The 25,606-nt window shown below is 38.8% G+C and carries 32 protein-coding genes; 2 read left to right on the forward strand and 30 right to left on the reverse strand.

The features are described from left to right. Positions 1–6 precede the first annotated feature (6 nt). The 23 genes from QQK05_RS16145 to QQK05_RS16255 all read right to left on the reverse strand — a co-directional run bounded on the left by QQK05_RS16145 (position 7) and on the right by QQK05_RS16255 (position 16,176). Entirely contained in the window at positions 7–474 is a 468-nt protein-coding gene (locus QQK05_RS16145) for a (2Fe-2S)-binding protein (protein WP_284300503.1), read from the reverse strand. A 27-nt stretch (positions 475–501) separates the two neighbouring features. Next, positions 502–1,128, reverse strand: coding sequence for a nucleotidyltransferase family protein (locus QQK05_RS16150; protein WP_284300505.1), 627 nt, complete (start codon positions 1,126–1,128; stop codon positions 502–504). Then, a complete protein-coding gene (locus tag QQK05_RS16155; RefSeq protein ID WP_284300506.1) occupies positions 1,118–2,116 on the reverse strand; it encodes an XdhC family protein in 999 nt (332 codons plus the stop codon). Before QQK05_RS16155 ends, QQK05_RS16150 begins: the two co-directional genes overlap by 11 nt. A gap of 908 nt (positions 2,117–3,024) precedes the next feature. Further along, on the reverse strand, positions 3,025–3,861 hold the full coding sequence (locus tag QQK05_RS16160) for a DUF3626 domain-containing protein (protein WP_284300507.1): 837 nt from the start codon (positions 3,859–3,861) through the stop codon (positions 3,025–3,027). 35 nt (positions 3,862–3,896) lie between these two features. Further along, positions 3,897–4,310 (reverse strand): GFA family protein, encoded by a 414-nt coding sequence (locus QQK05_RS16165; RefSeq protein ID WP_284300509.1) that lies wholly within the window; start codon positions 4,308–4,310, stop codon positions 3,897–3,899. A gap of 63 nt (positions 4,311–4,373) precedes the next feature. Beyond that, positions 4,374–4,856 carry a hypothetical protein gene (locus QQK05_RS16170; RefSeq protein WP_284300511.1) on the reverse strand — a complete coding sequence of 161 codons (483 nt, stop codon included), beginning with the start codon at positions 4,854–4,856 and terminating at the stop codon, positions 4,374–4,376. Positions 4,857–4,955: 99 nt separating this feature from the next. Then, on the reverse strand, positions 4,956–5,369 hold the full coding sequence (locus QQK05_RS16175; protein WP_284300513.1) for a hypothetical protein: 414 nt from the start codon (positions 5,367–5,369) through the stop codon (positions 4,956–4,958). Between the two features lie 117 nt (positions 5,370–5,486). Further along, positions 5,487–5,750: a hypothetical protein gene (locus QQK05_RS16180; protein WP_284300515.1), complete on the reverse strand. Its 264-nt coding sequence runs from the start codon at positions 5,748–5,750 to the stop codon at positions 5,487–5,489. Continuing rightward, on the reverse strand, positions 5,740–6,093 hold the full coding sequence (locus QQK05_RS16185; RefSeq protein WP_407704902.1) for a DUF6864 domain-containing function: 354 nt from the start codon (positions 6,091–6,093) through the stop codon (positions 5,740–5,742). Before QQK05_RS16185 ends, QQK05_RS16180 begins: the two co-directional genes overlap by 11 nt. Positions 6,094–6,224: 131 nt before the next feature. Then, positions 6,225–6,707: a hypothetical protein gene (locus QQK05_RS16190; protein ID WP_284300520.1), complete on the reverse strand. Its 483-nt coding sequence runs from the start codon at positions 6,705–6,707 to the stop codon at positions 6,225–6,227. A 411-nt stretch (positions 6,708–7,118) separates the two neighbouring features. Further along, positions 7,119–8,618 carry a putative phage abortive infection protein gene (locus tag QQK05_RS16195; RefSeq protein WP_284300522.1) on the reverse strand — a complete coding sequence of 500 codons (1,500 nt, stop codon included), beginning with the start codon at positions 8,616–8,618 and terminating at the stop codon, positions 7,119–7,121. Between the two features lie 67 nt (positions 8,619–8,685). Continuing rightward, the gene (locus tag QQK05_RS16200; protein WP_284300524.1) at positions 8,686–9,060 is read right to left on the reverse strand and encodes a hypothetical protein; all 375 of its coding nucleotides are present in this window, start codon (positions 9,058–9,060) and stop codon (positions 8,686–8,688) included. A gap of 239 nt (positions 9,061–9,299) precedes the next feature. Next, entirely contained in the window at positions 9,300–9,863 is a 564-nt protein-coding gene (locus QQK05_RS16205; protein WP_284300526.1) for a dihydrofolate reductase family protein, read from the reverse strand. 192 nt (positions 9,864–10,055) lie between these two features. Beyond that, a complete protein-coding gene (locus QQK05_RS16210) occupies positions 10,056–10,934 on the reverse strand; it encodes an alpha/beta hydrolase (protein ID WP_284300528.1) in 879 nt (292 codons plus the stop codon). Positions 10,935–10,971: 37 nt separating this feature from the next. Continuing rightward, complete coding sequence (locus QQK05_RS16215) at positions 10,972–11,286, reverse strand: DUF6980 family protein (RefSeq protein ID WP_407704903.1); 315 nt, start codon at positions 11,284–11,286, stop codon at positions 10,972–10,974. Positions 11,287–11,390: 104 nt separating this feature from the next. Next, positions 11,391–11,798 carry a hypothetical protein gene (locus QQK05_RS16220; protein WP_284300532.1) on the reverse strand — a complete coding sequence of 136 codons (408 nt, stop codon included), beginning with the start codon at positions 11,796–11,798 and terminating at the stop codon, positions 11,391–11,393. 107 nt (positions 11,799–11,905) lie between these two features. Further along, positions 11,906–12,376: a hypothetical protein gene (locus QQK05_RS16225; protein WP_284300534.1), complete on the reverse strand. Its 471-nt coding sequence runs from the start codon at positions 12,374–12,376 to the stop codon at positions 11,906–11,908. Positions 12,377–12,503: 127 nt separating this feature from the next. Next, on the reverse strand, positions 12,504–12,869 hold the full coding sequence (locus tag QQK05_RS16230) for a hypothetical protein (protein WP_284300536.1): 366 nt from the start codon (positions 12,867–12,869) through the stop codon (positions 12,504–12,506). Between the two features lie 45 nt (positions 12,870–12,914). Continuing rightward, the gene (locus tag QQK05_RS16235) at positions 12,915–13,712 is read right to left on the reverse strand and encodes a hypothetical protein (RefSeq protein ID WP_284300538.1); all 798 of its coding nucleotides are present in this window, start codon (positions 13,710–13,712) and stop codon (positions 12,915–12,917) included. Positions 13,713–13,823: 111 nt separating this feature from the next. Then, complete coding sequence (locus QQK05_RS16240) at positions 13,824–14,318, reverse strand: hypothetical protein (protein ID WP_284300540.1); 495 nt, start codon at positions 14,316–14,318, stop codon at positions 13,824–13,826. Further along, positions 14,287–14,781 carry a hypothetical protein gene (locus tag QQK05_RS16245; RefSeq protein ID WP_284300542.1) on the reverse strand — a complete coding sequence of 165 codons (495 nt, stop codon included), beginning with the start codon at positions 14,779–14,781 and terminating at the stop codon, positions 14,287–14,289. The genes QQK05_RS16240 and QQK05_RS16245 overlap by 32 nt, the downstream gene beginning before the upstream one ends. Beyond that, positions 14,765–15,490: a hypothetical protein gene (locus QQK05_RS16250; protein ID WP_284300544.1), complete on the reverse strand. Its 726-nt coding sequence runs from the start codon at positions 15,488–15,490 to the stop codon at positions 14,765–14,767. Before QQK05_RS16250 ends, QQK05_RS16245 begins: the two co-directional genes overlap by 17 nt. An 86-nt stretch (positions 15,491–15,576) precedes the next feature. Further along, positions 15,577–16,176, reverse strand: a complete 600-nt coding sequence (locus QQK05_RS16255) for a hypothetical protein (protein ID WP_284300546.1) — start codon at positions 16,174–16,176, stop codon at positions 15,577–15,579. A 330-nt stretch (positions 16,177–16,506) separates the two neighbouring features. On the opposite strand from QQK05_RS16255, the gene QQK05_RS16260 reads away from it, so the two are divergent. Next, positions 16,507–17,937: a diguanylate cyclase domain-containing protein gene (locus QQK05_RS16260; RefSeq protein ID WP_284300549.1), complete on the forward strand. Its 1,431-nt coding sequence runs from the start codon at positions 16,507–16,509 to the stop codon at positions 17,935–17,937. Positions 17,938–18,112: 175 nt separating this feature from the next. On the opposite strand, the gene QQK05_RS16265 is transcribed toward QQK05_RS16260, so the two are convergent. Beyond that, entirely contained in the window at positions 18,113–18,733 is a 621-nt protein-coding gene (locus QQK05_RS16265) for an NADPH-dependent F420 reductase (protein WP_284300552.1), read from the reverse strand. A gap of 135 nt (positions 18,734–18,868) precedes the next feature. On the opposite strand from QQK05_RS16265, the gene QQK05_RS16270 reads away from it, so the two are divergent. Then, complete coding sequence (locus QQK05_RS16270) at positions 18,869–19,264, forward strand: winged helix-turn-helix transcriptional regulator (RefSeq protein WP_284300554.1); 396 nt, start codon at positions 18,869–18,871, stop codon at positions 19,262–19,264. A 10-nt stretch (positions 19,265–19,274) separates the two neighbouring features. On the opposite strand, the gene QQK05_RS16275 is transcribed toward QQK05_RS16270, so the two are convergent. From QQK05_RS16275 to QQK05_RS16300, 6 genes are all read right to left on the reverse strand, one after another. After that, the gene (locus QQK05_RS16275) at positions 19,275–20,162 is read right to left on the reverse strand and encodes a DMT family transporter (protein WP_322790576.1); all 888 of its coding nucleotides are present in this window, start codon (positions 20,160–20,162) and stop codon (positions 19,275–19,277) included. Beyond that, the gene (locus QQK05_RS16280; protein ID WP_284300556.1) at positions 20,159–20,614 is read right to left on the reverse strand and encodes a GNAT family N-acetyltransferase; all 456 of its coding nucleotides are present in this window, start codon (positions 20,612–20,614) and stop codon (positions 20,159–20,161) included. The genes QQK05_RS16275 and QQK05_RS16280 overlap by 4 nt, the downstream gene beginning before the upstream one ends. A gap of 29 nt (positions 20,615–20,643) precedes the next feature. Next, on the reverse strand, positions 20,644–21,153 hold the full coding sequence (locus QQK05_RS16285; protein WP_284300558.1) for a hypothetical protein: 510 nt from the start codon (positions 21,151–21,153) through the stop codon (positions 20,644–20,646). Between the two features lie 94 nt (positions 21,154–21,247). Beyond that, entirely contained in the window at positions 21,248–22,114 is an 867-nt protein-coding gene (locus tag QQK05_RS16290; RefSeq protein ID WP_284300560.1) for a PhzF family phenazine biosynthesis protein, read from the reverse strand. A gap of 120 nt (positions 22,115–22,234) precedes the next feature. Beyond that, positions 22,235–24,730, reverse strand: coding sequence for an EAL domain-containing protein (locus QQK05_RS16295; protein ID WP_284300562.1), 2,496 nt, complete (start codon positions 24,728–24,730; stop codon positions 22,235–22,237). A gap of 256 nt (positions 24,731–24,986) precedes the next feature. After that, positions 24,987–25,574 (reverse strand): DUF4136 domain-containing protein, encoded by a 588-nt coding sequence (locus QQK05_RS16300; protein WP_284300564.1) that lies wholly within the window; start codon positions 25,572–25,574, stop codon positions 24,987–24,989. Positions 25,575–25,606 lie beyond the last annotated feature (32 nt).

Below are 25,606 nucleotides of genomic sequence, written 5' to 3' on the forward strand. Positions count from 1 at the left end.
CGCCTCCTATGCTTTATTGCCAGATTTTAATTGCGCGGCCTTTTTAATGGCTGCTTTAATGCGCGGATAGGTACCACAACGACAGATGTTACCCTGCATGGCGTTGTCGATATCTTCATCACTCGGATTTGCATTATTTGATAATAACGCTGCGGCATTCATAATTTGGCCAGACTGACAGTAACCACATTGTGGCACATTAAATTCACGCCAAGTAATTTGCAGCTCATGATCGTTGTTTGGATCTAGTCCTTCGATCGTCGTCACATTTTTACCTTGGGCAAATGAGATAGGCGTAATACAAGAGCGCATTGCTTGTCCGTCGATGTGTACTGTGCAGGCACCACATTGCCCTGCTCCACAGCCAAACTTTGTGCCTGTAAGCTTTAGCTCATCTCGCACAGCGTAAAGCAGCGGCATTTCCTGCTCCACGTTTAGCTCTACATCTTGATTATTTATATTTAGTTTTATCATTCGTTTGTAGCTCCAGGTCTTGATTGGCTAACTCAGTACAGCTAGTTGTTGTTGCCAACTTTGATAATCTTCTTCAGTATCAATATCAAATTCAGCATTGTTTACCGTTACGGGTAATACCTGCTCAAAATGTTGTTTCAATACCGCTTTAGCGCCCTCATCTCCACTTAAGTGCGCCAATTCCTCAAAATACTTTTGAGGAAAAATTACGGGCGGACTCATCCCAACTTTGCTCGACGCGCAAATAATCTTTGAAGGATTAGCAATTGACGCTTGATAAAGTTGGCGATAGTCATCCGCCGTTAAATTAATTTGATCGCCTAAGGCAATCACCACATGACTTGTTGTGGGTAGTTTAATTTTTGCTAACGCGCGATTCTCTTCAATAACATGACGAATTGCATCGGCAATGCTCGCTCCTAACCCATCGGTAGAAGACTTTGCGATAATCACGTGATTCATTGGGATAGCAACCTTGCTCAGGATATGCTCGTTTTCCTTGGCAAGTACCAACATAGGTGCGGCAATATCGCTTTTCATCAGCTGGCCAAAACAATGCTCAACCAAGGTTTGTTGATTTACCATAGCCAACTGCTTCACGCCGTTGTAGCGCTGGCTTGTCCCGGCAGCAAATAGCAATCCTCTATATGGCATTTTTTAACTCGCTTTTCACAATGACATTCGCTTGGGTTGTTAAATCCAGCTTTTGGTAGACACATGCATGAGCTTGACTAAGCATTGATAAGGCAATGGATTCCGGCAACTCGCCACCAATATCAAATCCAACCGGATTAAATAGCGGGATAGTTAAATCATCAAAGGTTAACTTACCAATGCGCAACACGCGCTCAGTGCGATGACGAGGCCCTAACAATCCGCAATAACTCAGTGGTAGACTCTGGCATAACGCTAACGCCTGGCCATCTAAGGTTAAGTTGTGCGTCATAATAATCGCAACGTCAGCTTGGTTTAATACGTCGCTGCTTGCCAGCTCAGCGAAGTCTTGTTTAATAATTGAATGAGCATTGGTGAATATACTTTTTCGACCATAACTTGGTCTTGAATCCACCAAGGTAACGTGCCAACTTAAATTTCTAGCCATATTTACCAGAGGTACAGCGTCGCTGCCTGCCCCAAAGATGACGAGTCTCACTCGAGGTTGCAAGGTAAATAGTAAACGTTGTTCACTTGAAGGTGTATTAGCTTCGACAAGTTCATTCGTTGTATTTTCATCAGTGAAGTCAACAAGATAACGGGCTGGCTGCCCTTGCTTAAGCTGTGAATGCAAAGCCGCTAACGACTGGAAGTTATTTTCTTGGGTAAGCGGTTGTAATAGGATTTTAACCATACCACCACAGCCAATACCCAATTGCCAACTAATATCGTTGTCATCTTGCATATCATAGGTGATGATTTTGTTTTTACCCGTCGCTAAACATTCGTTGGCATGGCGCATCACGTCAGACTCTAAACAGCCGCCACTCACTAACCCAACATATTGACCCAATTCATTAATCAGCATCATAGCCCCAGCTTTTCGATAGGCTGAGCCTTGGGTTTCAATAATGGTTGCAAGTATCCACTGACACTTATCTTTATGCTTAAGCCAATGTTCAAGCAAGCTTTCTATATGGTTATCCATTAATTCTTATATAGTTTTTATCAAAGTAAGCGTTAAAAAAACGTTAAGGGATTACATCAAGCTAGCACGAACCTGACAAAGTGCCAACGAATAACGATGAGTGTCGTATTTGATACGGTAAACAACAGATAAAAAAGAGTTAAATAATAGAAGGTTAGAAAATAAAGCGCCAAAAAGAAAAAAGCGACTCCAGTGCGAGTCGCTTTTTAACTATCTAGCTTGATATATCCGTACATCAATCATCAGTCCATTCTTCTTCCTGAAGAACTATCCCTAGTATGTCCTAAGCATCCTTTCTTTGTCCTTCGCCATCCTCGGCAGCACCTCACCTTGAAATGCAGATACAAAATTTCAGCTATCCTTATCGCCATCCTGGCGTCGGTCTTCCTTGTTAACTTATCCTTAAGTTAATATACTTCCTGTGTAACTTCCTTATTACAAGTATCGTCCTGATACTTTCCTTAACGTCCTAGTTAGTTACCTTCCTAGTAAGAGGTCTTCCTGACCTTTGTCTTCCTGACAGTGATAATATTACGCTAATGGCTTTAAAGCTGAATATACTTGATCAAAAATACATTTCTTCACAAATTTGCAACAAATTAAAAACATCCTTCAACCCCTTATAAAACATAGACTTGAGAGGATTTTAAAAAAGTCAGACTACCGAAAATCACACATATCTCCTACGTTAATGTGAGACATGTCTTACATTGCATGTGGTGTTTTGGGAAATATGGAAGCAATGATTTTTGCTGATAATGAGTTGAAATTAGCGCGCCAGGTAACCTTTAATCGGCCAAGAGCATTCACTCTGCTCAAATAAAGTACAATGGCAGTGTTATAAAGCTAACTTAGGAGTTTTGTTAAGCTTATATTGAGGTTAGGCTGAGGTTAGGTTGAGCTTATGTTTAGTTCGACCGATAACCAAACCGCGCCAAGTAATGCCACACCTTTTTCACGTCTTGCTCATCATAACCTTGCTGTGTAACAGCTAACCCTAATATCTTGGCATTCACTTTTTCGTTTTGCGCCAACGCTTTAGCCAGCTCAATATATCGAATACCGCGATACTCTGGATAACGACTCATTTCTTCTATACTCAGCTCAAAGCCATTGTGCCACTTTACTGGCACGCCCAAGCTAAGCGCTTGTTGTTCAATCGCGCTATCACGATAAATAGGGTCAAGCACCACACATTCAATATCGTCTTTTAACGAAATTTCACCATGAATATGCGCTTCAACATAATCGTCAAGCATATCTGTTGTTGCCGCCAGTGCTTTATCAATTAACCCGCTGACCTGCTCAAACGTCGCAAAGTCGTCAGGTTCAAAATAACTGTCGGGGTAACAAAAGGTAGTGCGAGCTAAAACATTGGGCTTAAGTTGAAAATAGGAAGAGCCGAAACGAGGTGATGCCCCTGCTTCGTATTGTTTAAAGTTTAGTGCGCCATACTTTGGCCTAAGACTATTTGGCGCATTATCGTACGCGCCATCAAAAACACGTTGCTCCCACAACCAGCGCTCTCCACCCTCGTGAGCGGTTAAACCACCATTACTTGTACCTGTTTCAAATTGCGACTTCAGGTAACCATCTTCTGCAATGGCTTGAAGTATAGGCTTGTTATCAGCAGTTATGCGATCAGGATGAAAGTTAATCGTGACAGCGCCTGTAACAAAAGACTCAGCCCCTGTAGACTTAAGCCTGATGTTTTCAATTGCCTGCTCGACTGGATTGTTGGTCATGGCGTTATGACTTTCTATCTGCGCAAGATTTATGACTAACCGAACGCTCCTTGGTGCTGTTTGCCATTATCAGCGATAACTTCCCAGCTTGCTTTAGAGTCGGTAAATATATGATGTTTTACTTCTAATTGCTCATAACCACTATCGAAAAGGCTAACAGGAATAAACGTGCGCTGATCGTCATTTTTGCCAGGTAACGGAGAGCCGCACACACTACAAAAATTTGTAAGCCAATCATGGTTAGGCTTTTGCCATTGCTTGATTAATTCTGTACCAGTGTGAAAAGAAACCGACTGAGTTGGCACAACAGTAACCGCAATGCCCCCACTTCCGGTAGACTTTCGGCAAATAGAACAGTGACAAACATACACATCGGTAACAGGAACGTTGACTGAAAACGTAACCCCGCCACAATTACATGAACCTTTTGCCAATGTTTTATCTGTCATGTCAAATCCCTGTGTGGTTATAGAGAAGCTGCCCTTGCTTTAGATAGGCTTATGATTAGCATTTTACATAAATGCCTTTTCAAATGAATTCATTTGCGAGAATAACAAGAATAGCGCAAAGGCGAAAATAAAACCTGAATAACCTAAGGCTTTATCCGACATACGCGCATAGGCTTTAGCAATTAACACAAAGGCAATCACGGCAATTGCTTTTACGGAATAATTCAAAAAGGTTAATTGATTAGGCGCGAGTTTACCGTTAACCGCGATAAACGACTCAAAAACAACAGCAAGTAAATAGCCTAAAACAAGCATAATACTAGAGATCGTTGTGGTATATAAACAGCACCGAGCAAGCCTCCAGCTCTCATTGACATTGAGCTTGTTATTTACATATTGCTCCGTTTTATTCGCAACGGTTTTATTAACAGGATCAAGGCAATCTAATAATACATTTTCAGCAATTTCATCATCAAAAACTTCAACAGCGTGAGCCGCTGCAGAGGCGGCTTTGATGTTATCTTTGTTGTTATTTGATTTGTTCATTGATGGGCCTGAGCTGACAAGATTGTTTCGAAGAGTTGATAATAATTGATTAGAGTTAAAGAAAACTGAATCAACGGAGTTATCTTTAATTATCTGACTTTACTGTTTATTTATATGAATTTTACGAACTGATTTTACAAGCTTTTTAGTAAAGTCACGCTGAATTAAATACATAACCTCGATAATATAAACAGGTAAAGATTTTATAATAACAATTAACCAATGGCCTTCTAACGATGCATGAGCTGAAAAGTGGAATATCGCAAATAATGCTGAACCAAAGAATAACACCATTAGGCTATGCGCTTTTACTATAGCATAATTCACGTCCGCATAATTAAAGCGCTTAACTTTTATTTTTTTAAGCTCGCGCATTTTTAGGTATTTAGAAAAATTAAAAAAAGCTACCTTGAGTTTTTGTAATGCAATAACAACTAACGCACCGACAATTGCCGCAGGGAATAAATCAATCCAAAACTTTAGTGTTATCCAATTCCCAAAAAGTTCATCCATATACTGAATCCTTCATTTGTATATCGCCCCATTAAGGGACTTATGATGGCTTATTAAATCTTTAAAGAGCAGTTTAATTGAATCAAGCACTAACAATGCCAATCTATTCAAGGCTTCTTAGCTTTTTTGCTCTCCAGCAAAGTAAGAAACGGTTCCTGTAACACCTGCGGAAATTATAGGGCCTATAATAACCCACACATCTTTAGCCGAAGTAGGATTAACAAAAAATGCTATTACACCGCCAATTGCCAAAATCCCGCAAATAACGCCAACAAACCAAATAATACCCAACCTAGTTTTTACATCTCCATGTGCTTTTATTTGTTCAGTAGATAAAGTTACAGCTTTTCCACTACTTAAAGAGCTTGAGCTACTGAGCATAAGTTCCTCCTTTAAGGATTTGAAGATCAACTTTACATGAATCGCCAATCTTATGGCTGTATGCGACAAGGTACAATTCTCTATTGGTGGTATCTATTGTGCCAAGATGTATAGGCTCTAAAGTCGCTGCATTAGTGAACTTATGCCAATTAACCAATTCAATATGCGCATGCGATTGAGATTTAGCGAACCATTTTACAGAGGAATAATTTTCAGAGTTTTCTATGAATTCAAACGTTAAATCTAAAAGCCAGCCATCTAGTGATGTTCTAATGCTAGTTTCGGCATTATGCTTCATTATAAAAAAAGTGGAGTGTACCAATTCTTTATCATTTATTATCATCTATATTGTAGCTCCGATTTGAAATAAAACTAACGCCCTAATAATGGAAAAAAGTTCTTCACTAAGATATTGAGGGACTAAATAGTAATTTATTTTTATCCTTGTTAATTAGTTTGTTAACCGTAGATTTACTACAGTAGATGGATTCTCAATTCTGCATACCGTTCTTGTACGGTTTCTAATTTCTTTGGTAACCTACTATCAACTAAAATATTTATATGTTCTATGATGTCAACTCTAGGATCGTTTCCAAAAACATTACGGTCAAAAAACTTTGCCTCTAGACCTCCTAGACGGCTGACTTTCATAAAGTTAATGAAATCTGTATACCAACTTGCATTGCTGATAGAGTTTGAGTCGCCTAAATAATCAATTATTGAGTCACAAAAACCTTCGAATGAAATCCATGCACTATTCCACACAATACGACGTTCCGCATTTTTTAACTCTTCAGCGATAGCTTTTGCCATCTTTCTTTGAGCCAAAAATTCATGCTTTCTGTCCTCCAAGAAATCCAATAGTTCGGTAGCAGGCACTTCTTTGTCTTTAAGATTTTTTCTTATCTCAATAAATGCACTAATGTAATCTTTGTGTATTATGAGAATCCCTTCCATCAGAGGTTCAACATGATTTTTGAATAATTTATTTTTTAAGACTCGTACCCCGAAATAAACCCTGTTAAAAAGCTTTGTGTTGATTTAATCATAATTTCCCTTTAGTGATAATGCCGTAATAAAGCACTTATAAGTTCATTGCTAAATTAGCCAAGTAAAACGGAGCATAGTCAAGCTTTAATGGCGCCCAAATTAATAAGCTTAGTAAGAATACCATACTGAGAAAAGCACACTCTAGCAATCACTTATCCTTTTATAATCATAAACTTATTAAAAACATCTCAAACACGGCAAAACTTTCCTTTATTTTCAATAATCATTACCTACAATTTAACTATCAGAGAGAATATTTGATGAATTTTCCATACATCAATACCCTAGCCTTTGTATTTATCAAAGAAAATTGTGAGGCTACTTTTCCTCTAAATGAAATTCTTGTGAGTTAATATTATATTGAATCTCTGATGGTGTGTTCTTGAGCTTTACATTAATCAGCTCCATAGCTTTAGAGAAAATTTTATATTCTTGATAAAGCCTGTTGAAATCGATCCCGCTTTCTATTGCCGCAATTTTAACATTTCCATGATTGTCTTCATTGTATAATTCGACAGATTCGGTTGAGTTTACTACATTGATTATTTTAGGTAATACCTTAGAGAGCCACTCATCCATTGAGTAATTGAATCCTGAAACTGATGATGTTATGAACTCTCCAAAATATGAATCACTAAAGTTAAAATAAAAAACCCCTCTATTCATAGCAGAAATGAAATCTGAATGTTCTTTTCTCCATTTATCTTTATCCTTTCTTCTAGCTCCGACAATATCTTGAACAAAATTGTTAAAATCCTCTTCTTCGTCAATGAAATCCCAAACTATATATCTACAAAGCTCTGACTTCGATAAAACTATGACTTTTCTGACATTTAAATTGTCGATATCCTCTATTACTTGCTCAAAGGAGAGGTAGACTTTTATGTCACAACTAGGCCTTATATTTTCACCCATCTCATTATATGAAGTGATTGATTCATATTCAGATAAAGCAAACGCTGAAGCATTGTAAAGTGAAGGATGAGTGATCGAGTTTGCTAAAATAGATCTGTCTAAATTTTCAAATAGTTTACTCACCTCTATCAGCTCTTTTTTCTCAGAGCTATTACTGACAAGCCCATCATAAAAAATTAATGCAAGTTCATATCTACTAAGTTGAGCTTTAAATAACTTAAAGTAATGTTCAGAGTTAACTTTCTCACTTTGATAAATGAACCTAAGAATTGAATACAGGTTAATGAAATATTGTTCTGCTTGAGTTTTAATAGCCCCCCCAAAAGTAAGATAAGAGTATTCTATTAGTTCTTTATTTGGAAACTCCTTTACTATATGTTCTATGTTAATGTGATGCTTTACAAACTCTAAATAGTAATATTTAAAACAACTTTTCCCAGATAACCCGTTCGAATTCCCTTCCGGAATAATATGTTGTTGTTTTACTATTTCATTGTGTAAATCAATTAAGCTAAAAAGGGTTGTTTCAAAGTTTTGTATATCCATTGATTCACTTTGCTTGTCTAGTGCATTAGCAGAACGTTCAAACTGCTTCCTAGACTCCTTTAACTCTCTATGTTGTATAACGATGGTTATTAATACACCTGTAAATGCCAGGAATGATAAAATAGGATTTAAAACTCCTCCCATGAAATCACCGTATTCCCCCCAACTAAATCCCCCATCATTTTTTCTGTTAAATATGGTATTTACTAAAATCACAATGAAGCTTAAATAAACAGCGTATTGAACTAATTTAAACAAGCTTTTTGTTAATGACTCACTTGTCAAATCGAAAAAACCGTCAAATTTTCTGAATGCAGAATCATTTATTTCATTCCATTTCTTTTTAATATTTTTCATAAATGAGGCTTACTTTACCTACGTTACTAAAAAACTAAAGCGGTAAGCTAACTCCTTGGAGAGCAGCTTATAATGCTTGACTAAAACTTTGAGAGAAGCGGAACCGAGCTAAACGTGAGCAGTCCCGCTTTGTTAATTTGTTATTTGCTGTTTTAACCCAAACAGGAATTCGTAAATTTTTTGAATTATTTACAACTGTTTTTTGAAAGGAAGTTAACTCTTTCCCTTCAACGTTAACATTCAAATTTAAAGCAACGAAACCTTCAGGCATATACTCAGAAACTACAAACTTGGTTCCTGGTGGAAAGTTAATGCCCGACTGGGTATTTAAGCTTACATTTGAAACCCATACTTCTGGTGAACTGTTGTGAATATGTAAGTAAGCAAATACGGATATTGCTCCGATTACAAATCCTAAAAACAGGGTTAATAATGACTTCATACTTTCCTTGTAATCTAAAAAACTCACCGTGCGCAATCGCTTATTTTTTCAGCATCCTTGCCCACTTTTTTTATGAATCTACTTTGTACCAAATTTCATAACCCATTGCTAGATAAGAAAATAATATTTTTAGAAATATGAATTGTGATGTTCAAGCCAACGCCACTATTGTTCGTTTTTTTCTTTGTTCAACAACAAGGAGTTCAACCTTGCGTTATGCAGTGGCTTGAGTCAACTCGCTATGAGTAAGTAACACCATACTTAATTTGCACAAACTCATTTGGAAAGGTAACAGCTTCCACATTGACTAAGTTTACTGGGTGATTGAGTTTACCAAATAGCGGTATGCCCTCACCCAATAACACGGGTGCTTGGGTAATGATCATTTCGTTGATTAGTTTTAGGTTGAGAAAAGAAGTAATTGTTGTGCCGCCATCAACGTAAGCGTGCCTGAAACCCTTTTGCTCAAGCTGCTCAATGAGCGCAGGAATACCACCAGAATATATTTCCACTTTATCCGCCAAGTTTTCAGGTGGAGACGTTAGCGTTTTACTTAGTACGTAAATTTTTCTGTCGCCATACGGCCATTGCTCAGGTGATAAGTTGAAAGACGAAATGACTTCCATGCACTTTCTTCCGATAATCATACAATCAACGGAACTGATAAAGTTATTAAACCCCATATCAGGGTTCGACGACATATCTGCGCTAGAGTTACCTGCGGCATGCAACCAATCAACACCACCTTCTGGGGTTGCGATGTAGCCATCAGCACTTGTGGCGATAAAAACAGAACATTTCATAGTTTTCTCTAATCTAAAAATTTGGCAACTAAAACGCTTACGGCGCTAAAACGTTTTCATTTATACACTGTAAGTTAGCATCACTTTCTTTTGAATCCGAGTAGGAATAGAAACGTGAACAATTACCCTTGCCTTCAAATAGTAATGAAATTCCTTACTCTAAACGTGTTACGAGTGTTACTAATTCACTATTTATTTTGACCATTTATTGATGAAGCTTAGATACTTGGAAAATACGACTTTGCCTTGTTTAGGGGCTGATTTAGTATAGCTATGGGTTCCCCCTTTAACTTCATGATACTCAAACACATGATCTATCTTCTCTAGCTCCAAAACAAATTCACGACTCAATTCTACAGGTACTACAGGATCTTCATCCCCATGAGATAAAAAGAATGGTGGGTCATTTACATCAAGATAAGTCACGGGTGACATTGCAGCTAAAATCGCGCTCTTATCCGCAGTATTTTCAGGCATTAAACGTTTAACCCATGATAGTTGTGCGTACCTTGGATTAGTCAAATCAGGAATGGGAGAAGATTGCGCAGCAACTGCTCGAACAGAGGAATCAACATCAGTGTATAAACCGTGATCAGAAAAGTAAGTTGAGTTTCCTGTTACACCAACCATTACCGCTAAATAACTTCCTGCCGAAGAACCGCTAACAATAATGCGCTCAGGGTCTATATGGTACTTATCAGCGTTAGCTTTTAAGAAACGAACGGCAAGCTTAATATCCTCTATTGCTGACGGAAATTTGTGTTTAGGCGCCAGCCTATACATTGCACTTGCCGCGACAAACCCGCGTGTTGAAAACTTAACAATTTGCTTGTTCTTACGGCTCTTATCTCCAGAAATAAAGCCGCCGCCATGAACTAATAAAATGACAGGTCGAGGCTTTGCTGAGTATTTTTCTGGGAATGCAATGTTAATGGACAGTTCAACATCATCAATTTTACCTATTGGAATATTCTCATGTAACCCTGTTAACAGCGTTGAATTTTCCGAAGTTCCATGCGCTTGAGCGCTTAAAACAAATAGAGCAATAGCGAAATACTTAGATAGTTTCATAGTGCCTTTAAACCCATAACTCCCAATTAGGCGTTTGTTAGTTGTATTTACCACACTCGAGCCAGGCAGAAGACAAAAATTCACTTGGAATATTTTGTTCTGTCGGGTTATCAAAACCTAGTCCTTCAAGCACATCAAACCATAAATCTCTTTTTGATTCTGGTAATTTTGAACCGCACCACGGACAGTAAAACATTTCCATAGTTACCGTTCCACCGTTATGGATTATCAATCCATACTCATCAAACTTTGGGTTGTAATTAACCAGAACATCAGGGCAATCAAACTCATTAGGATGATGTTCACACTTTAAACTTAACTGCCGATTCATTTGACTACAGCAATGTTCCATATTGATGTTCACCTAACGCCCCAATAACGGACTGATAAATGCTTGGCAAAAATTAGCGACGAAGGAGCATAAGCCAAGCGTTTTGCGTCCTTTTTAGTAACTTGTTAGCTGTACTTATCACCAGACCAGAAAAACTGTTCAATTTCTTCTGGCTCACTAGGCGAATCTTGTTCATTGATATCAAAATCAATATTGTAGAAGCCACCACCAGTTTTATGACTACCCCATAAGACGAGCTTATTTGAGAAGAGCTCTTTCAAAAAGTCCATGATCTCCACTGAAACTTGTTGATACCTTTCTTCCTTAGTTATTGTTTGGTCGTAACATGCTGCGTGCCAATGAGTAAAACTACCAACCATTACGATAATTTCATCAAGATCGTCTTCAAGTTCAACATTCCCTATACGGTCGTTTGGCCCATTGATAATTAAAGTATCACAGCATTCATTGAGACTGTATTCAAGTAAAGGGAATTCTCTACGTATATTTTCCTCAACTATTTGCAACAGCATATCTTTCCTTGTACAGCTAACGCCTTACTAAAAGGCGGAAAATGCTTGGCTATACTTTGCGACGAAGGAGCACAAGCCAAGCGTTTTGAGTCCTTTTGAATTACTTATTATGTGTTGATTAGCCATGACTCTATTTTATTTACTAAGTCTTCTTCGTTATAGCCGGTTACTTCACTAAATATTCTATTTTGAATATTATTAAATTTTTCGCCTACTGAGCCACCTGATAAGTAGTTTCTTATAATTGATGAAGGAACAAAAATTACTCCGTTATCAGAATGTCCTTCACCAGCAATTAGCCACATAAGGTTTGATTCAAAATAATCAGGAGCTTTAGAGACTATTTCTGGTTGAAAGCCTCCACCACTTGAACTACCAAAACCCAACCGACCATGTGAGTTTTTATGGAACTTCACCTCAAGAAAGAAGAGTGCTGGTCTATCTCCATTGCGACAGATGAGAATATCAACTGCCTTCTTATTTTCAAATAGGACTAGTTCATCATGTTTGGAACATACTTGAGCTTTAATTAAGTCTCTTAAGTAAGACTCAAATTCACTTTCATTAGCAAATTCCACGCATAGACCTCCGAAACACATAACGCCCAATAAGGGGCTAATTAAGCTTGGTAAAAATAGCAAAGAATGAGCGCCAGCCAAGCTTTGGACGCCCGTTCCATAATTGATTTGTTATATGCAATGATGCTCAGAAAGCGGCACCATACTGAACCATAAAATATAAAGTACCAAACAATATTAAGTTGATAAATAGGGGAAAAATAAATAACTCTACTTTTTGTTTGGTAGCTAGCTTATTGGAATTCAATTTGAAAACAGTAGTAAACGCTAGCGCATAAATAATTATAGGGAAAGCCAGCGCAGAAAATAAATAACCTAAAGATGAGGCGACAATATCTGCGGTATAACCATAGTGCGCGATCACAAATATGACCGTTAAAATAGTTAGCGAAATTTGGGCTCCCAAAGGAGATTTTGATCTCATGCTTTCCTTTGCATATAACGCCGCGCTAGCCGCTGACAAAAGTGGCGCTTGTTTTGCGTTTTTTTGCAAAACGAGTGACGCTTTTGGCAGTCGGTTGCAGCGCCTTGTTACAAGTCATTTTAAGCCTTTCTTGATAGCTTTGATTTCAGCATCAGCTACATTTACCCATGGAGCTGTTGGTATCTCTGATTTTGAATATATAAACTTCACATACTTTAATACGAGTTCCGGAGCTAGAAAGGAGTTGGTTTTGAAAAGTTTGACTGCGTAAGATACCCTATCCAATTCCTGGTCTTCTAGGCTCAATTTGGACTGCATATGCATTACAATATTTCTTTCATCAATCAGATCATTTACATTTGATCGTAATGTGCTATGACTCTTTAATGGCTGAACATTAAATACTTGAGGGACTAGCTGGAACAGCTTTGCCCTCAAAGGTATCGCCAAATCTGAAGAAACCTTTGACGTTAGAACATTACGATCTGACTTTCCAGGTCTTTGTAATATCAACTCAGTTGGGTTTCCATCCTTTAATCCATAGACTTCAATAGATTTATTCGCCCAAGACTCGATTGCGCTTATTGAGAATGCAACTGCAGCCATTGAATTCTGGCACGCTGCAAAGAAATTCTTGTGATTGTCATCATTGCTTTCAACTTCTAACATTGAATCAGATGCTGACATTTTTACTTTCACCATTTTCTTTATGACTTCAGCTCTTGCTGCAGCCTCAAATGCAGAAAAGAACATCAGTGCTTCAAACTCTGGCGGCGGGATGCGCATCTTTAGCCCGTTAAAATCTCCTTGCTTTGAAATACAAGTGATTTTGCTCCCGGCAGCAAAACTGAAACCAAATGCCTCAGTGTCATCTTTTACGGAAATATTATTATCTTCTAGAAAATGTTCCATATCTCTCAAGACTTATAACGCCCCAATAAGGGGCTGATAATGCTTGGCTAAACTTTGCGACGAAGGAGCACAAGCCAAGCGTTTTGCGTCCTTTTGAGTAACTTGTTAGTTTTAAATATTAGCAAGTAGCGGTGAATATTTAGCAGGTGAAATACAGTAAAAGTCCCTAATATACATATCAAAAGTATCACTACCTTTCGGTTTCCAACCGCCTAAGGATAATACCTCCACTTTTGCATCTGGAATAACAATTCGTTCGCCGTGATACTTTCCCAGCAAATATTTACTGAAACCAGTATTCATTTGTTGATCCACATTTAGAGAAACGCCGAGCTCATTTATTAGGTAATCAAGGCTTATTCTCGCTAAAATACGATCAGGCTGACCAAAAAATTCATAAGCGTACATGACATCATTTTTATCTGTCATTCCAAATGTTACCTGAGCCTTTTCACCCACCCCTTTCATTTTTACAATCGGTGAGTTTTCCGTAAAGTCTCTTTTGATATTGCAATCTTCTTCAATATAAAAGCGGATTTGATTTTTTAACTCAGATAGATGAGAACCATCATCTTTAGTTCTTAAAAAACGGTAAAAATATTGCAATTGAGCTCCTAATTAAAACTAACGCCCGCAAAAGGGGCTGATAATAGCTTGCTAAAATGTGTAGCGAAGAGGAACCGAGCAAGCTAGTATCAGTCCCTTCGCTTAATGCGCTTCTTAGGCGCAACTTTGTAAACTCACGTTTTGATAACTTACCATCAGCTAGATCAATTGTGCATGTAAAGCCTGCAAAATTATTAACAATAACCTTATTACGGTTAAAATCTAGGTTAGCAAAATTAGTAAAAGCATCTGTACTCTTAGATGTAGGATTTTCTGCTACCCATAAAGCGGAACCATCTTGATATATGCAATGGAAATTACGAACTACGGAGTTTTGGTTGAATTCCATGTAGTCAAAAATAACTAAAATATTCTGTCCGAACTCCCTGGCTTCCAATATTGAGTATGGTACCTCAACAGTGTTTCCATTTATTTCGATTCTATTTTTATTGAACTGAACCATCGAGTATGCCATATAAACCTGCAAACCTAATATTCAATTTATCATTATGTTTTAATACAACTTTGAGTTCATTTTGATCATACATGATAGGATTTGCTTGAATAGAGCCATTCCAAGATTTCATTAATAAAATTTCCGAAGTTGGAACGTCTATTCCCCACCAATCCTCTACGAATTTATTTAAAAAATTAACAAGAGACTTTAATGCGATTAGAGAGTCTTCAGGGCTGTAACTCGATGAGTTCATCGACATTTTTGTAATGTTACACTTTTCAGAAGAATCTGAATCATCTGCTTTATGATAATAAGCTACAGTATCATCACCTGGAGATGTCATTACATCCTGTTTTATTACTTTTACTTTTGGGTGCACTAATTGATTACGCTGCTCGATTAACTTTTTTACTATTTGTGTTTCACTATCGCCTCGCGGCAGCGAAATATCTTTGTGCCACTGAAGAATAAAGTCAAATTTATCTAGTGTTGAAAACCTATCCACTTGAGCACTAATTTTGGAATTTATATCTACAGATTTAAAAAAAGAATTTGCAGCTGCTTCCAGTGCATAATTTACAGATAAAATAGAAGATGTAGATAAAGTTCTACGAACATGTTCATTACTTTCCGATGAAGCAAGATCATAAAGTAAAACAGCATCAGAAAATATTGAAAAGAAACTATTATCTGTAATTTCGACTAAACGCTTCATAACACTCCTTTTACGCATAACGCTTAGATAAACGGCTAAAAATGTTTGGCTATACTTGTGAGCGCAGAGAACTAAGCCAAGCGTTTTTAGTCTGATTTAATTTTATTGTTAGTTGCCCGGACTCGATCTAATTCACTTGGATCAGAAAGATACATTTTTACAAGCTCTAAATTGCTTAGCCCTTTATTGCTAAGACCTATATCAGCTCTAATCGCCCTATGTATTTTGTCAATTGCCTCAAATATATCTCCACCAGACAGAGTAACTAGTTGGAACTCTAATTGCCTTTTGATTACCTCAGGAGAGCCCCACAAAATTAATTCGGTTTTAAATTGGACTAAATAATCTACTAACTCTTGTTCCGTGGGAGCTGATTGTGAAACTTGGTCATTTTGTCCTGACAATAGCGCCGTAACTGTTTCTAAGTATTTTTGATAAATTTCTACTTTTTTGGAACGATGAGCTTCCTCTCGTTCTCTCGCACTGGTTTGTTTCTGTGTAATAATTACAGCAGTTAAACCAACAAATACTGTCGCCATCGCACCTAATATTGCGGCGGCAATTTTAGGGTCAGCTTCTTTTATAACAGATACAAAAAAAGATAGGGCTAACCACAAGGCATAACCCATTAAAACGATAAGAACGAAACCTATAAAGGTTAGAAAGGATTCTTTCTTGATAGACATGCCAAACTCCTTGAGGCAACTAACAATTTAATAGTGCGCAAATTGCATACTTTTGTGCCGCATCCTTGCCCACTTTTATGATTTACTTATTTTTAACAAACTTCGTAACATTATGCTAGGAATACAATTTTTTAATTCATATTAATTTATCTAGATCAAAGAAATTCACAAATCACTCATTTCCTTGGGTTATAAAAATAAGTGCAAAGTAACAATTATTTTTGAAGAATAACCATTGAATTACATACTGCTAACTTGAAAGATAAGTTGCATTTTTCGGCTCTACTATATTAAATAAATGTTACTCCTATTCTTTTGTCGAGGCTTAGTATGTTTGATGTATCGCAATGTATTGTTGAGTTTCCACCGGAAGAATTAGATTTTGAGAAGTGGCAAGAGCTCGTCAATATGTTGAGCAAAGTGTATAACGCTGCTTCGGGTGTGATTGTGCAATTTCGAGATGACACGTTCAATGTTGTCTCTACCAGTGAAAACCCTGATAACTTCCTCGAGCAAAATGCGTGTTGGCCCTGGGACATGAAAAGCTTTTGCCGTCGTATAATGGAAACCAGAGATAAGCTTTACGTCAGTAGCGCTAGTACCAGCCAAGAATGGTGCGACGCACCTCCTGTGCAAGATGGTCCGGTTCGCTCTTATTTAGGCTATCCCCTTTATTGGCCAGACGGCTCTTTATTTGGCTCTTTTTGTGTTATCGACACAAAAGCAACTGACTACTCTCAAAGCTTAGTTGAAGTGCTTGGCCAATTAAAGTTGATTGTTGAAAGCGAGCTCAAACACGTTTGGGATAAGCAAAAAATTAAATCGCTGCTTGCTGAAAAGCTTAGTTTTCAAGAAGCGGTAGAGCAAGACAAGCAAGAAGTTGCCTTAATTAAAAACGTACTTGAAGAGCAAGAGTCGGTGAATACGGCAACACTCGCGTCATTAATGGAAGCGGTTATTCGCATTGATAGCAACGGCAGTATTATTTCTTGTAACCAAGCCACTAGCCAAATGATCGGCTTTAGTGTTGAAGAAATTATTGGGGCTAATATTCGTCAGTTTGTTGATGCGACTCATTGGGACGAAAACTTTAACGATAATGAGTTCAACCTTGATAGAGGTAACTTAACGGGGTTAAGCAGTTCGAGAGAGTTTAACGCCATTCATAAAGACGGCAGTTTGATCCCTGTTCAAATGTCCATTACCGGTATTAATTTAGGTGGCATAAACCAGTATATTTACCTGCTATCTGACATTACCGAAAATGTGCAGCATCAAGAAATTTTGAAGCAGCTTGCCTTGTATGACAACTTAACCAACTGTGCTAATCGCAACTTGTTATCTGAGCGTTTCAAATATGAACGGTCAAAGGCGATGCGCCATCAGTCAACGTTTTCATTATTGTTTATTGATTTGAATGACTTCAAACCTATTAACGACAACCTCGGCCATAACGCAGGGGATCACACCCTTAAAAAGATTGCTAAACGTTTGCAAAGTGTTGTACGCCCTCATGATTTGGTATCAAGAATTGGCGGTGACGAATTTGTTATTTTATTTACCAACGACGTATCTACGTCGAGCATTATCGACAAAATTCATCACACCATCAGTAAGCCATTTACTTATGAAGCGCATACGCTCAACATCACAGGCAGCGTGGGCTTAGCGACCTACCCGTTAGAGGGTGAAACCTTAAAAGCGTTATTGGCTGTTGCAGATAAGAAAATGTACGGTGAGAAACAACAAGCGGTGAAATAACGAAACCAAAGCTCAATTTGGGGTTATTGCGTTTTTTTCACTCATAACTCACTATGACGATATAAAACCTCACTTAATAAATGAGCGTTACATGCAATTGAACACATAAATCTGCAGTAATACTAAGGAGGCAAGGCTATTAGATAATATTTCTAATAGCCTACCAACGTACCTGCTAATTCCCCTGATGATAAATAAAAGCGGCCTGCGTGCCACCTTGTTGCCCTACAGCAATTTGAATATTTAAATGGGCCATCGCTTCAAGATACCTAGCAGCGCTTAACGGCCCAACATCTAATGGTGCAAAGCCTATATTCTTGGCTAATGCCAGAATATTGTTTTTCGCACTTAAATCATCACCAGCAACGAATGCAGTAATCTTTTTACCTTCACGATCATGATGCTTTTTTGGCATTACATCGGCAAAAATCGTGTTAAAAGCTTTAATAACTTTTGCGTCAGGTAAAAGTTTGCCAATTTGCTCCGCCGCCGACGTCTCTTGCCCGAGTAACAATGGTGACCAATCATCGTTTAACGGATTCGTGCAATCAATCACGGTTTTACCCGCTAAGTGCTTAGCCAATGGCGCTAATAATTCAGTTAATACTTGATACGGTACCGCTAGTGCGACCGCGTCAGCAGCGTTAATTCCTTCGAGATAATTCATCGAAAGATACTCACCCTTACCTGCGTCACCACTTTTAGAACACACAATGACACGGTAACCAGCATCATTGAATAGTTTCGCTAAATTTTGGCCTACGTTACCAAACCCTAAAATTGCGATAGTTTTCATTTTGTCCCCTTAATTACTTGGCAATATATTGATGAACCCAGTAGAGACCGATACAATTCTATATACGGTATCTATTAGTTACCGGTATATTATTGATACCCCAAACTTCGATCAATTAGGCACTTAGAGGTAACTATGATTAAAGACAATGAAACAGACTTAAAACCTAATGTGTATGCAGCAATATGTCCGTCAAGGCAGGTGTTGGCTTTAATCGGTGAAAAGTGGGTTTCTTTGATTATTGGTGCGCTTGATAATCGCACTTTAAGATTCGGAGAATTAAAACGTGTCTGTGAAGGCGTATCTCAAAAAATGCTGACTCAGTCTCTAAAAAAATTAGAAAGAGATGGTATTGTGATACGCACTAGTTATTCAGATGAGCTGGTACTTCGTGTGGAGTATCAATTAAGTGATTTAGGCCAAACTCTTGTCAATGTAGTGAATAATGCAAGGATGTGGGCAGAGAGTAACCTTCATGTAATTGAAAAAAATAGAGAAAATTTCGATAAGCATTTTAAAGACAAGGCATAACGCCTCAAATTCATTTAACCTTTTTGGCACGCCCGTACATCACTAATACAATCCCGCCTAACACCAAGATACACGCAACAATTAAGCGCATGCTTATTGCTTCTGACGCGAATAATACGCCGCCAAAAGCTGCAATAACAGGCACTGATAACTGCACTACTGCAGCTTCCGTTTCACTTAAGCCTTTTAACGCCATAAACCAAATGGTATAGCCTAACGCTGACGCCAACGCGCCAGAAGCCACGGCCAATACAGCGCCATATAAAGAGATATGTTGTGATGATAGGGTCGCTAAAAATAACACCAGCACCAACGGCGCAGTATATTTGAAATTTGCTGCCGTATCTTTGAACGGATCTTGTGAGTTACGACCCAATATAGTGTACATGCCCCATGCAATGCCGGAGAGTGTCATTAACATAAAGCCAAAAATACTTGGCGTTGCAAGCGTTGGGTAAAGCAAATAAACAAGGCCCGAGAATGAAATGCTTAACCCCAGCCACTCCCAAAGACTGAGTTTATTACCCATAACAAAGCTAGCAATGATCATCGACACCTGAACTGCGCCGAATAACACTAGTGCACCTACGCCAGTTTCTAACGAAACATAGGCATATGAAAAGGCAATCGCGTAAGTAAATAAGAACGCACCACTCAGCCATGAGTACACAGACTTTTTGCCTGCTTGCATTTTATTTGGTGCCTGATTGGATTTTCGACTAAAAGTAAGCAACAACACAAACATCAATATGCCCGACAATAATCGAATCGACGTAAAGCTTGAAGGATCAATAGTGTCGTCTTTTAACGCGACTCGACACAATACCGAGTTGGCAGCAAATGCGATCAGGGCTAAAACGGTATAGCCTAAAGTTTGCAACGGCTTATGTTGAATCACTTGACGTTCAGCCGCATTTCCATGAGAGACGGCACAAAGCCAACTTTTTCATAAGCTCTAATGGCTGCTGAATTTTGCGCATAAACATCAAGGTAGAATACATTTACGCCTATGTTTTTGCTCCAGCTCACGAGTTGTTCAATCAAGGTTTGATTTAAACCCTTGCCACGATGATTAGGATCAACATACATAAACCCCAAATAGCCATGTTTGTCATGGGTTAACGAAGGTTTGGATTCGCGAATTTGAACATAACCTGTGGCAATAATCTCGTTAGACGCTTCAATGACCAATAAATAAGAGTCTTCGTCAGCAATTAAATGCTCAATGTCATAGTAGTGCGCGTTTTGCGGCTTTATCACCTCATTAAACGGTCTTTCAGCTTCAACAACCGCTTGTTCTAATTCAAGCAATTTTGGCAAATCAGCGAGGGTCGCTTGACGATAATTCACAACATTTTCTCTTATTCATTGATATTAGTTTATGACTTTTTCTGAAGGTTAAATTGGTGCTGCTCTTGGACACTTTTACCCAGCGCCGTAATCGACCAGATTTCACCTTTGCTGCCTTTGCTATTTTTTGCAAAGCCCTTGCCCATCAGCTCATGCAGGTAGTCTATTGTCTCTGATTGGCTGATGCCCGTTTCGCCCGAAATAGTACTTGCATAACGCCAGGTGTAGCCGGTTTTTTGCAGACAAATAAGAATACAGTTTTCATCGTGCGTAAGCTGCTCTTGTGCTTTGGCCTGCTCTTTTTGCTCTACCGTTGGTTCCGTTTGGCTTTCTAACATGGTGTGCACCATGTTCATTTCCGCCTCAAAGCCAGCGCCTTTGAATTTTGAAATTTTATCGATATTAGAAAAGGCTAAACCTATAGAGCCTGCCAAAATAGCTAAGCCCATTTCTGTCGATAACGACAAAAAGCCATAAATACTGCTCACCACCAGTAACACAACAAATGATGAAATTTGGAATGCTAATTTAATAATCAACTCCTTGAATTAATAATAAAACTGCTTTGCTAATAATTTAACGGGGATACCTGAACAAACCAACTATTTTGTTTTTCCATGAGGTAAAATTTGGTTATATGGTGACGGTTTGCTGGCCAATTTGTTTCGCAAAACCACCTACCTTAACGCGAGGCGTATTTAGCTCATCATATTCAATAGCGGCTGAAATTTTTGACGCACAGTTCATCGCCCTGCCTTGCTCAAAGACATATTGAGAAGCTAAATCGTTTGATGTGTATTTTGCTAAATAGCTTGCTAACGCGCCGCTTGCACTGCCCGTAGCAGACTCTTCTGTAATGCCGAGTAATGGCGCAAAGTTTCTGCAACTTGCGGTAAATTCACTGCCCTTTTCACAAAACTCGAAGGCATGAACACCCATAACCTCTTGCTGCGCACTAAAAGCTGACAATTTATCATCATTCGTATTAATGATATCAAGTATGCCTGTTGGCACGGGGACAATCACATCAGGTAATCCGGTTGAAACAGCCACGATGGGTAAGCCAGTTTGTGCTAGAACATGAGTATCAAGCCCCAAGAGTGGCGCTATGTCACTGTACTCAAATTGCCCTAAAAAGCTTGGCGATTGCTGTTGCATAACAACATGGCCATTTTGCTCTACCTCAACCCCAAGCAAACCAGCCTTTGTTTTTTGGGTGTATTTACCTGCGCTAATTATCCCTTCACTGAACAAGGTCGAGAATACGGCAAGCGTAGCATGGCCACAAAAATCGACTTCACCCGTTGTGGTAAAAAAGGATACGCCGAAATCAGCGTCGTTATCTTTGGCGACAAAAGCCGTTTCAGAAAAGCCAATAATTTGAGCAATCGATAGCTTTTGTGCATCGGTCAAATCGTCTGCGCTGAGCACAACGCCAGCAGGATTTCCACCACTGCCATTAAGGGTGAATGAGGAGACTAATCGTGCGGTAATGTCCATGTGTGCTAACGCCCTAAAGGTTAAATATGCGCTAATTGATTAGTCTTTAATTAACTCTCTGCAATAACCTCAAAGTAACAAACTTCTGTCCGTTGGCTATGATGAGCACTGTGAAGAGCACTATGATGTACACATAGGCCGAAGTTCAATGTCAGCACTGGGTTTACTGTACAAATAACCTTGAATCACATGGCAGCCATTATCATGTAAAAAGCGCTCTTGAGATCTATTCTCAACCCCTTCAGCCACTATATTTAACCCCAAGCCCTGCGCCATTGAAATAATACTTGAAACCAAGCGGCAATCTTTTTCTTTGTTGGGGACATTGGCAATAAAGCTTGCATCAATTTTAATCGCATCAAGCGGTAATTTGCTTAAATAACTCAGTGACGAATAACCCGTACCAAAGTCATCGAGTGAAATAGACACGCCAATATGCGTCAGTTTATTAAAGACCTCACGCACTGTATCAAATCGAGAAATAAAACACGATTCCGTTATCTCTATTTCGAGGTAATTGGCAGGCAAACCAGACATTGTTAGCGCACTAACCACCGAGCCAAACAGATTCTTATTAAAGTGTTTAGGTGAAATATTGACGGACAACTTGCCGCAGTCAATGTTTGCATCTAGCAATTCTTTACGGCGTAAACAGGCTTGGCGCAGCACCCAACATTCAATATCAACAATCAACCCTATGTCTTCCGCAATAGGAATAAATTCAGCGGGTGATACATTGCCCAAAATCGGGTTATACCAACGAATTAGGGCTTCAAAGCCTTTGTACTTGTTATGCTTGTTGTCGTATTGCAGTTGGTAATTCAGTTCAAATTCTTGATTGAGTAATGCCGTTCTCAACTGGTTTTCAATCGCTAGGCGTTGCGCCACGCGATGATTCATTTCAGCTTGAAAGAGCTGGTAAGTGTTTCGCCCTGCCGTTTTTGCTTCATACATTGCAATATCGGCATGTTTAAGCAACTGCTCACTGCTTGAACCGCTTTTACATGAAAGCGACGCCCCTATTGAACAAGTTACGATAAGCTCTTTTCCTGCCAATAAAAACGGCTTACTCAAGGCGTCAACAATGCGCTTCATTATCTGCTCAACAACGAGGGTGTTATCTAGGTTTGCTATCAGTACAACAAATTCATCGCCGCCAATTCTTGAAACGGTATCTTCCACTTTTAAGCACGACGAGATACGTTTTGCCGCCATCACTAGCAGCTCGTCACCGATTTTATGGCCGAAGGTATCATTAATTTGCTTAAAACGATCCAAGTCGATAAACAACACGGCAATTGAACCGTTAGTATCGTTTTGCAACGCATGGTCGAGCTGTTGATTAAACAGCGTGCGGTTTGGCAATTTGGTGAGATCATCGTAATAAGCTAACGCATGAATTTGCTCATCACTTTTTTTACGTTCGGTAATATCACTGAAAATAGCGGCATAATGCATATCATCTTCATCAATTTCACCAATACGCACAATGGTTAACCATTCCGGATACACTTCATTGTTTTTACGCTTATTCCAGATTTCGCCCTGCCACTTGCCGTGCTCGTTAATGTCGAGCCACATTTGCTGATAGAACGACTTATCATGCATGCCTGAGCTTAATACTGAAGTTTTTTGACCAACAACCTCGTCTGCGTGAAATCCTGTAATGCGCGTAAAGGCTGGGTTAACAGAGATAATATCGTTTGCTTGATTGGCTATCATCACCCCATCAACCGATGCGGCAATAATTCGCTCGGCTAAAATGAGGTTCTTTTGGGATTTTTGCAGTGCACTTTCTCGTCGAACAATCATTGACTGCATCTCGTTAAAATGCGCAAACTCGATACCAGCAAAAATATCTCTAAACGATAATACGCCCTGTATTTCGTTTTCACTTCCAACTACAACCAAGTGCCTAATTTCATTTGATTTAATAAGATTTAAGGCATCTAACAAATTGCATTCGTCTGAGATTTTGATCAGCGGATGTGACGTGTAATGCCAAATATCAACCGTCGAGACTTTATTGGCAATGAGTTTGAGCAAGTCTCGCTCAGTGATAATACCCACCTCTTGATTAGTTGGGTTTTGAATCAAAATAGCGGTGCCTTTGCTCGCTTCCATATGCTTACAAAGCTGGTCAAAACACAGTGTTTCATCAAGTAAGACGGGGGTTTGTCTATGATAACTTTCTTTAATATTGCGAGACGTTAATAGGTGCTCTATGCCTCGTTTTCTTATCACATCAGACTGGCTGATAATGCCAAACGGCTTGCCATTATCCGTAATCAGTAGGTGACGCACTTTGTGTTGATAAAAAGAAATAATAAGCTCTTCTATCGGCGTTGTTTTTTCAACGCTAATCACAGGCGAGCTCATAAAACGAGAGATCTCGCAGTGGTTTTCATCCACCTTAAGGTTTGACAGCTGTTTACAGTCCCCTTCTGTCCAAATACCGACGATCTGGTCATTCTCTTCAATTAATATTGAACTGTATTTGTGGGCAACAATGGAATTTGCCGCATCATAGACTGAGGTGCTCGGTTGGCATCTCAACAGGTTTCTGTGGGCTAAGTCACCTGCGGTGTAACTCTTTCCCTTGTCTGAAAACAACATGTACTACTCTTAAATCAAACGCTGGTTTCATATTACAACAAAGGTTTCACCCCAATTATTGACGCAAATCAACGAATAATTAAGGTTAACCAAATTAGCACAGCTAGTTAACATGACGTTTACGATAATCGCAGTAATGATGCAATAAATAGCCCTCGCAACAAACAAGTTACAAACGCATTTTAGTCACTAAACCAAACGTTCAGGCACAAAAAAAGCGAGCCAAGCTCGCTTTTTCAATAACCAGTGTTAGTGATTAGATTTCAGTCACATTGAATTGGCTAATCACTTCGTCAACAATTGCCGTAATCACTTCTTTCGGCGCTTCTTGTGTGCCGTTTTTCAAACGTTTTACTGCCCAACCATGCCAAGCTGGCTGTTTAGTTTCTACGTCAAAAACATCGATAGCTAACTTACCTTCGGTGTATGAACGCACTTGTGTGTCATTGGTCATGCCAACACCGTAGTAGCGATATGGGTAGTAACCACGGCCCCAACCAAAACTACCATGGTAACTTGCTGGGTAACTATCTACTTTAATTTTGTCACGTGAACCCACCGTGTAGGCAATGGTGAAGTCTGCTGAATCAGCATCAGCCACCATTTTGTAACCCTTGGTTTTGAACGCATCTTCAATGGCTTTTTCAACACGAACTTGCATCACAGGGTTTAAATCGATTGACGAAGACAATGTTTTAGCATCGGAAATCCAAGCAAACGTTTTGTAGCTAGAGGTATCAATTTTTTCATTTTTGTCGAAATTCACTTTCGTACTGTTTGTTGAAGCACAAGCAGTTAACACCAACGAAAGGACGACCGTTGCGAAGATATTTTTTAATTGCATTGTAAACCCTTGTTTAAAGACATTATTTATTG

The organism is Thalassotalea loyana (assembly GCF_030161435.1).
In the GTDB taxonomy this organism is placed as follows: domain Bacteria; phylum Pseudomonadota; class Gammaproteobacteria; order Enterobacterales; family Alteromonadaceae; genus Thalassotalea_G; species Thalassotalea_G loyana.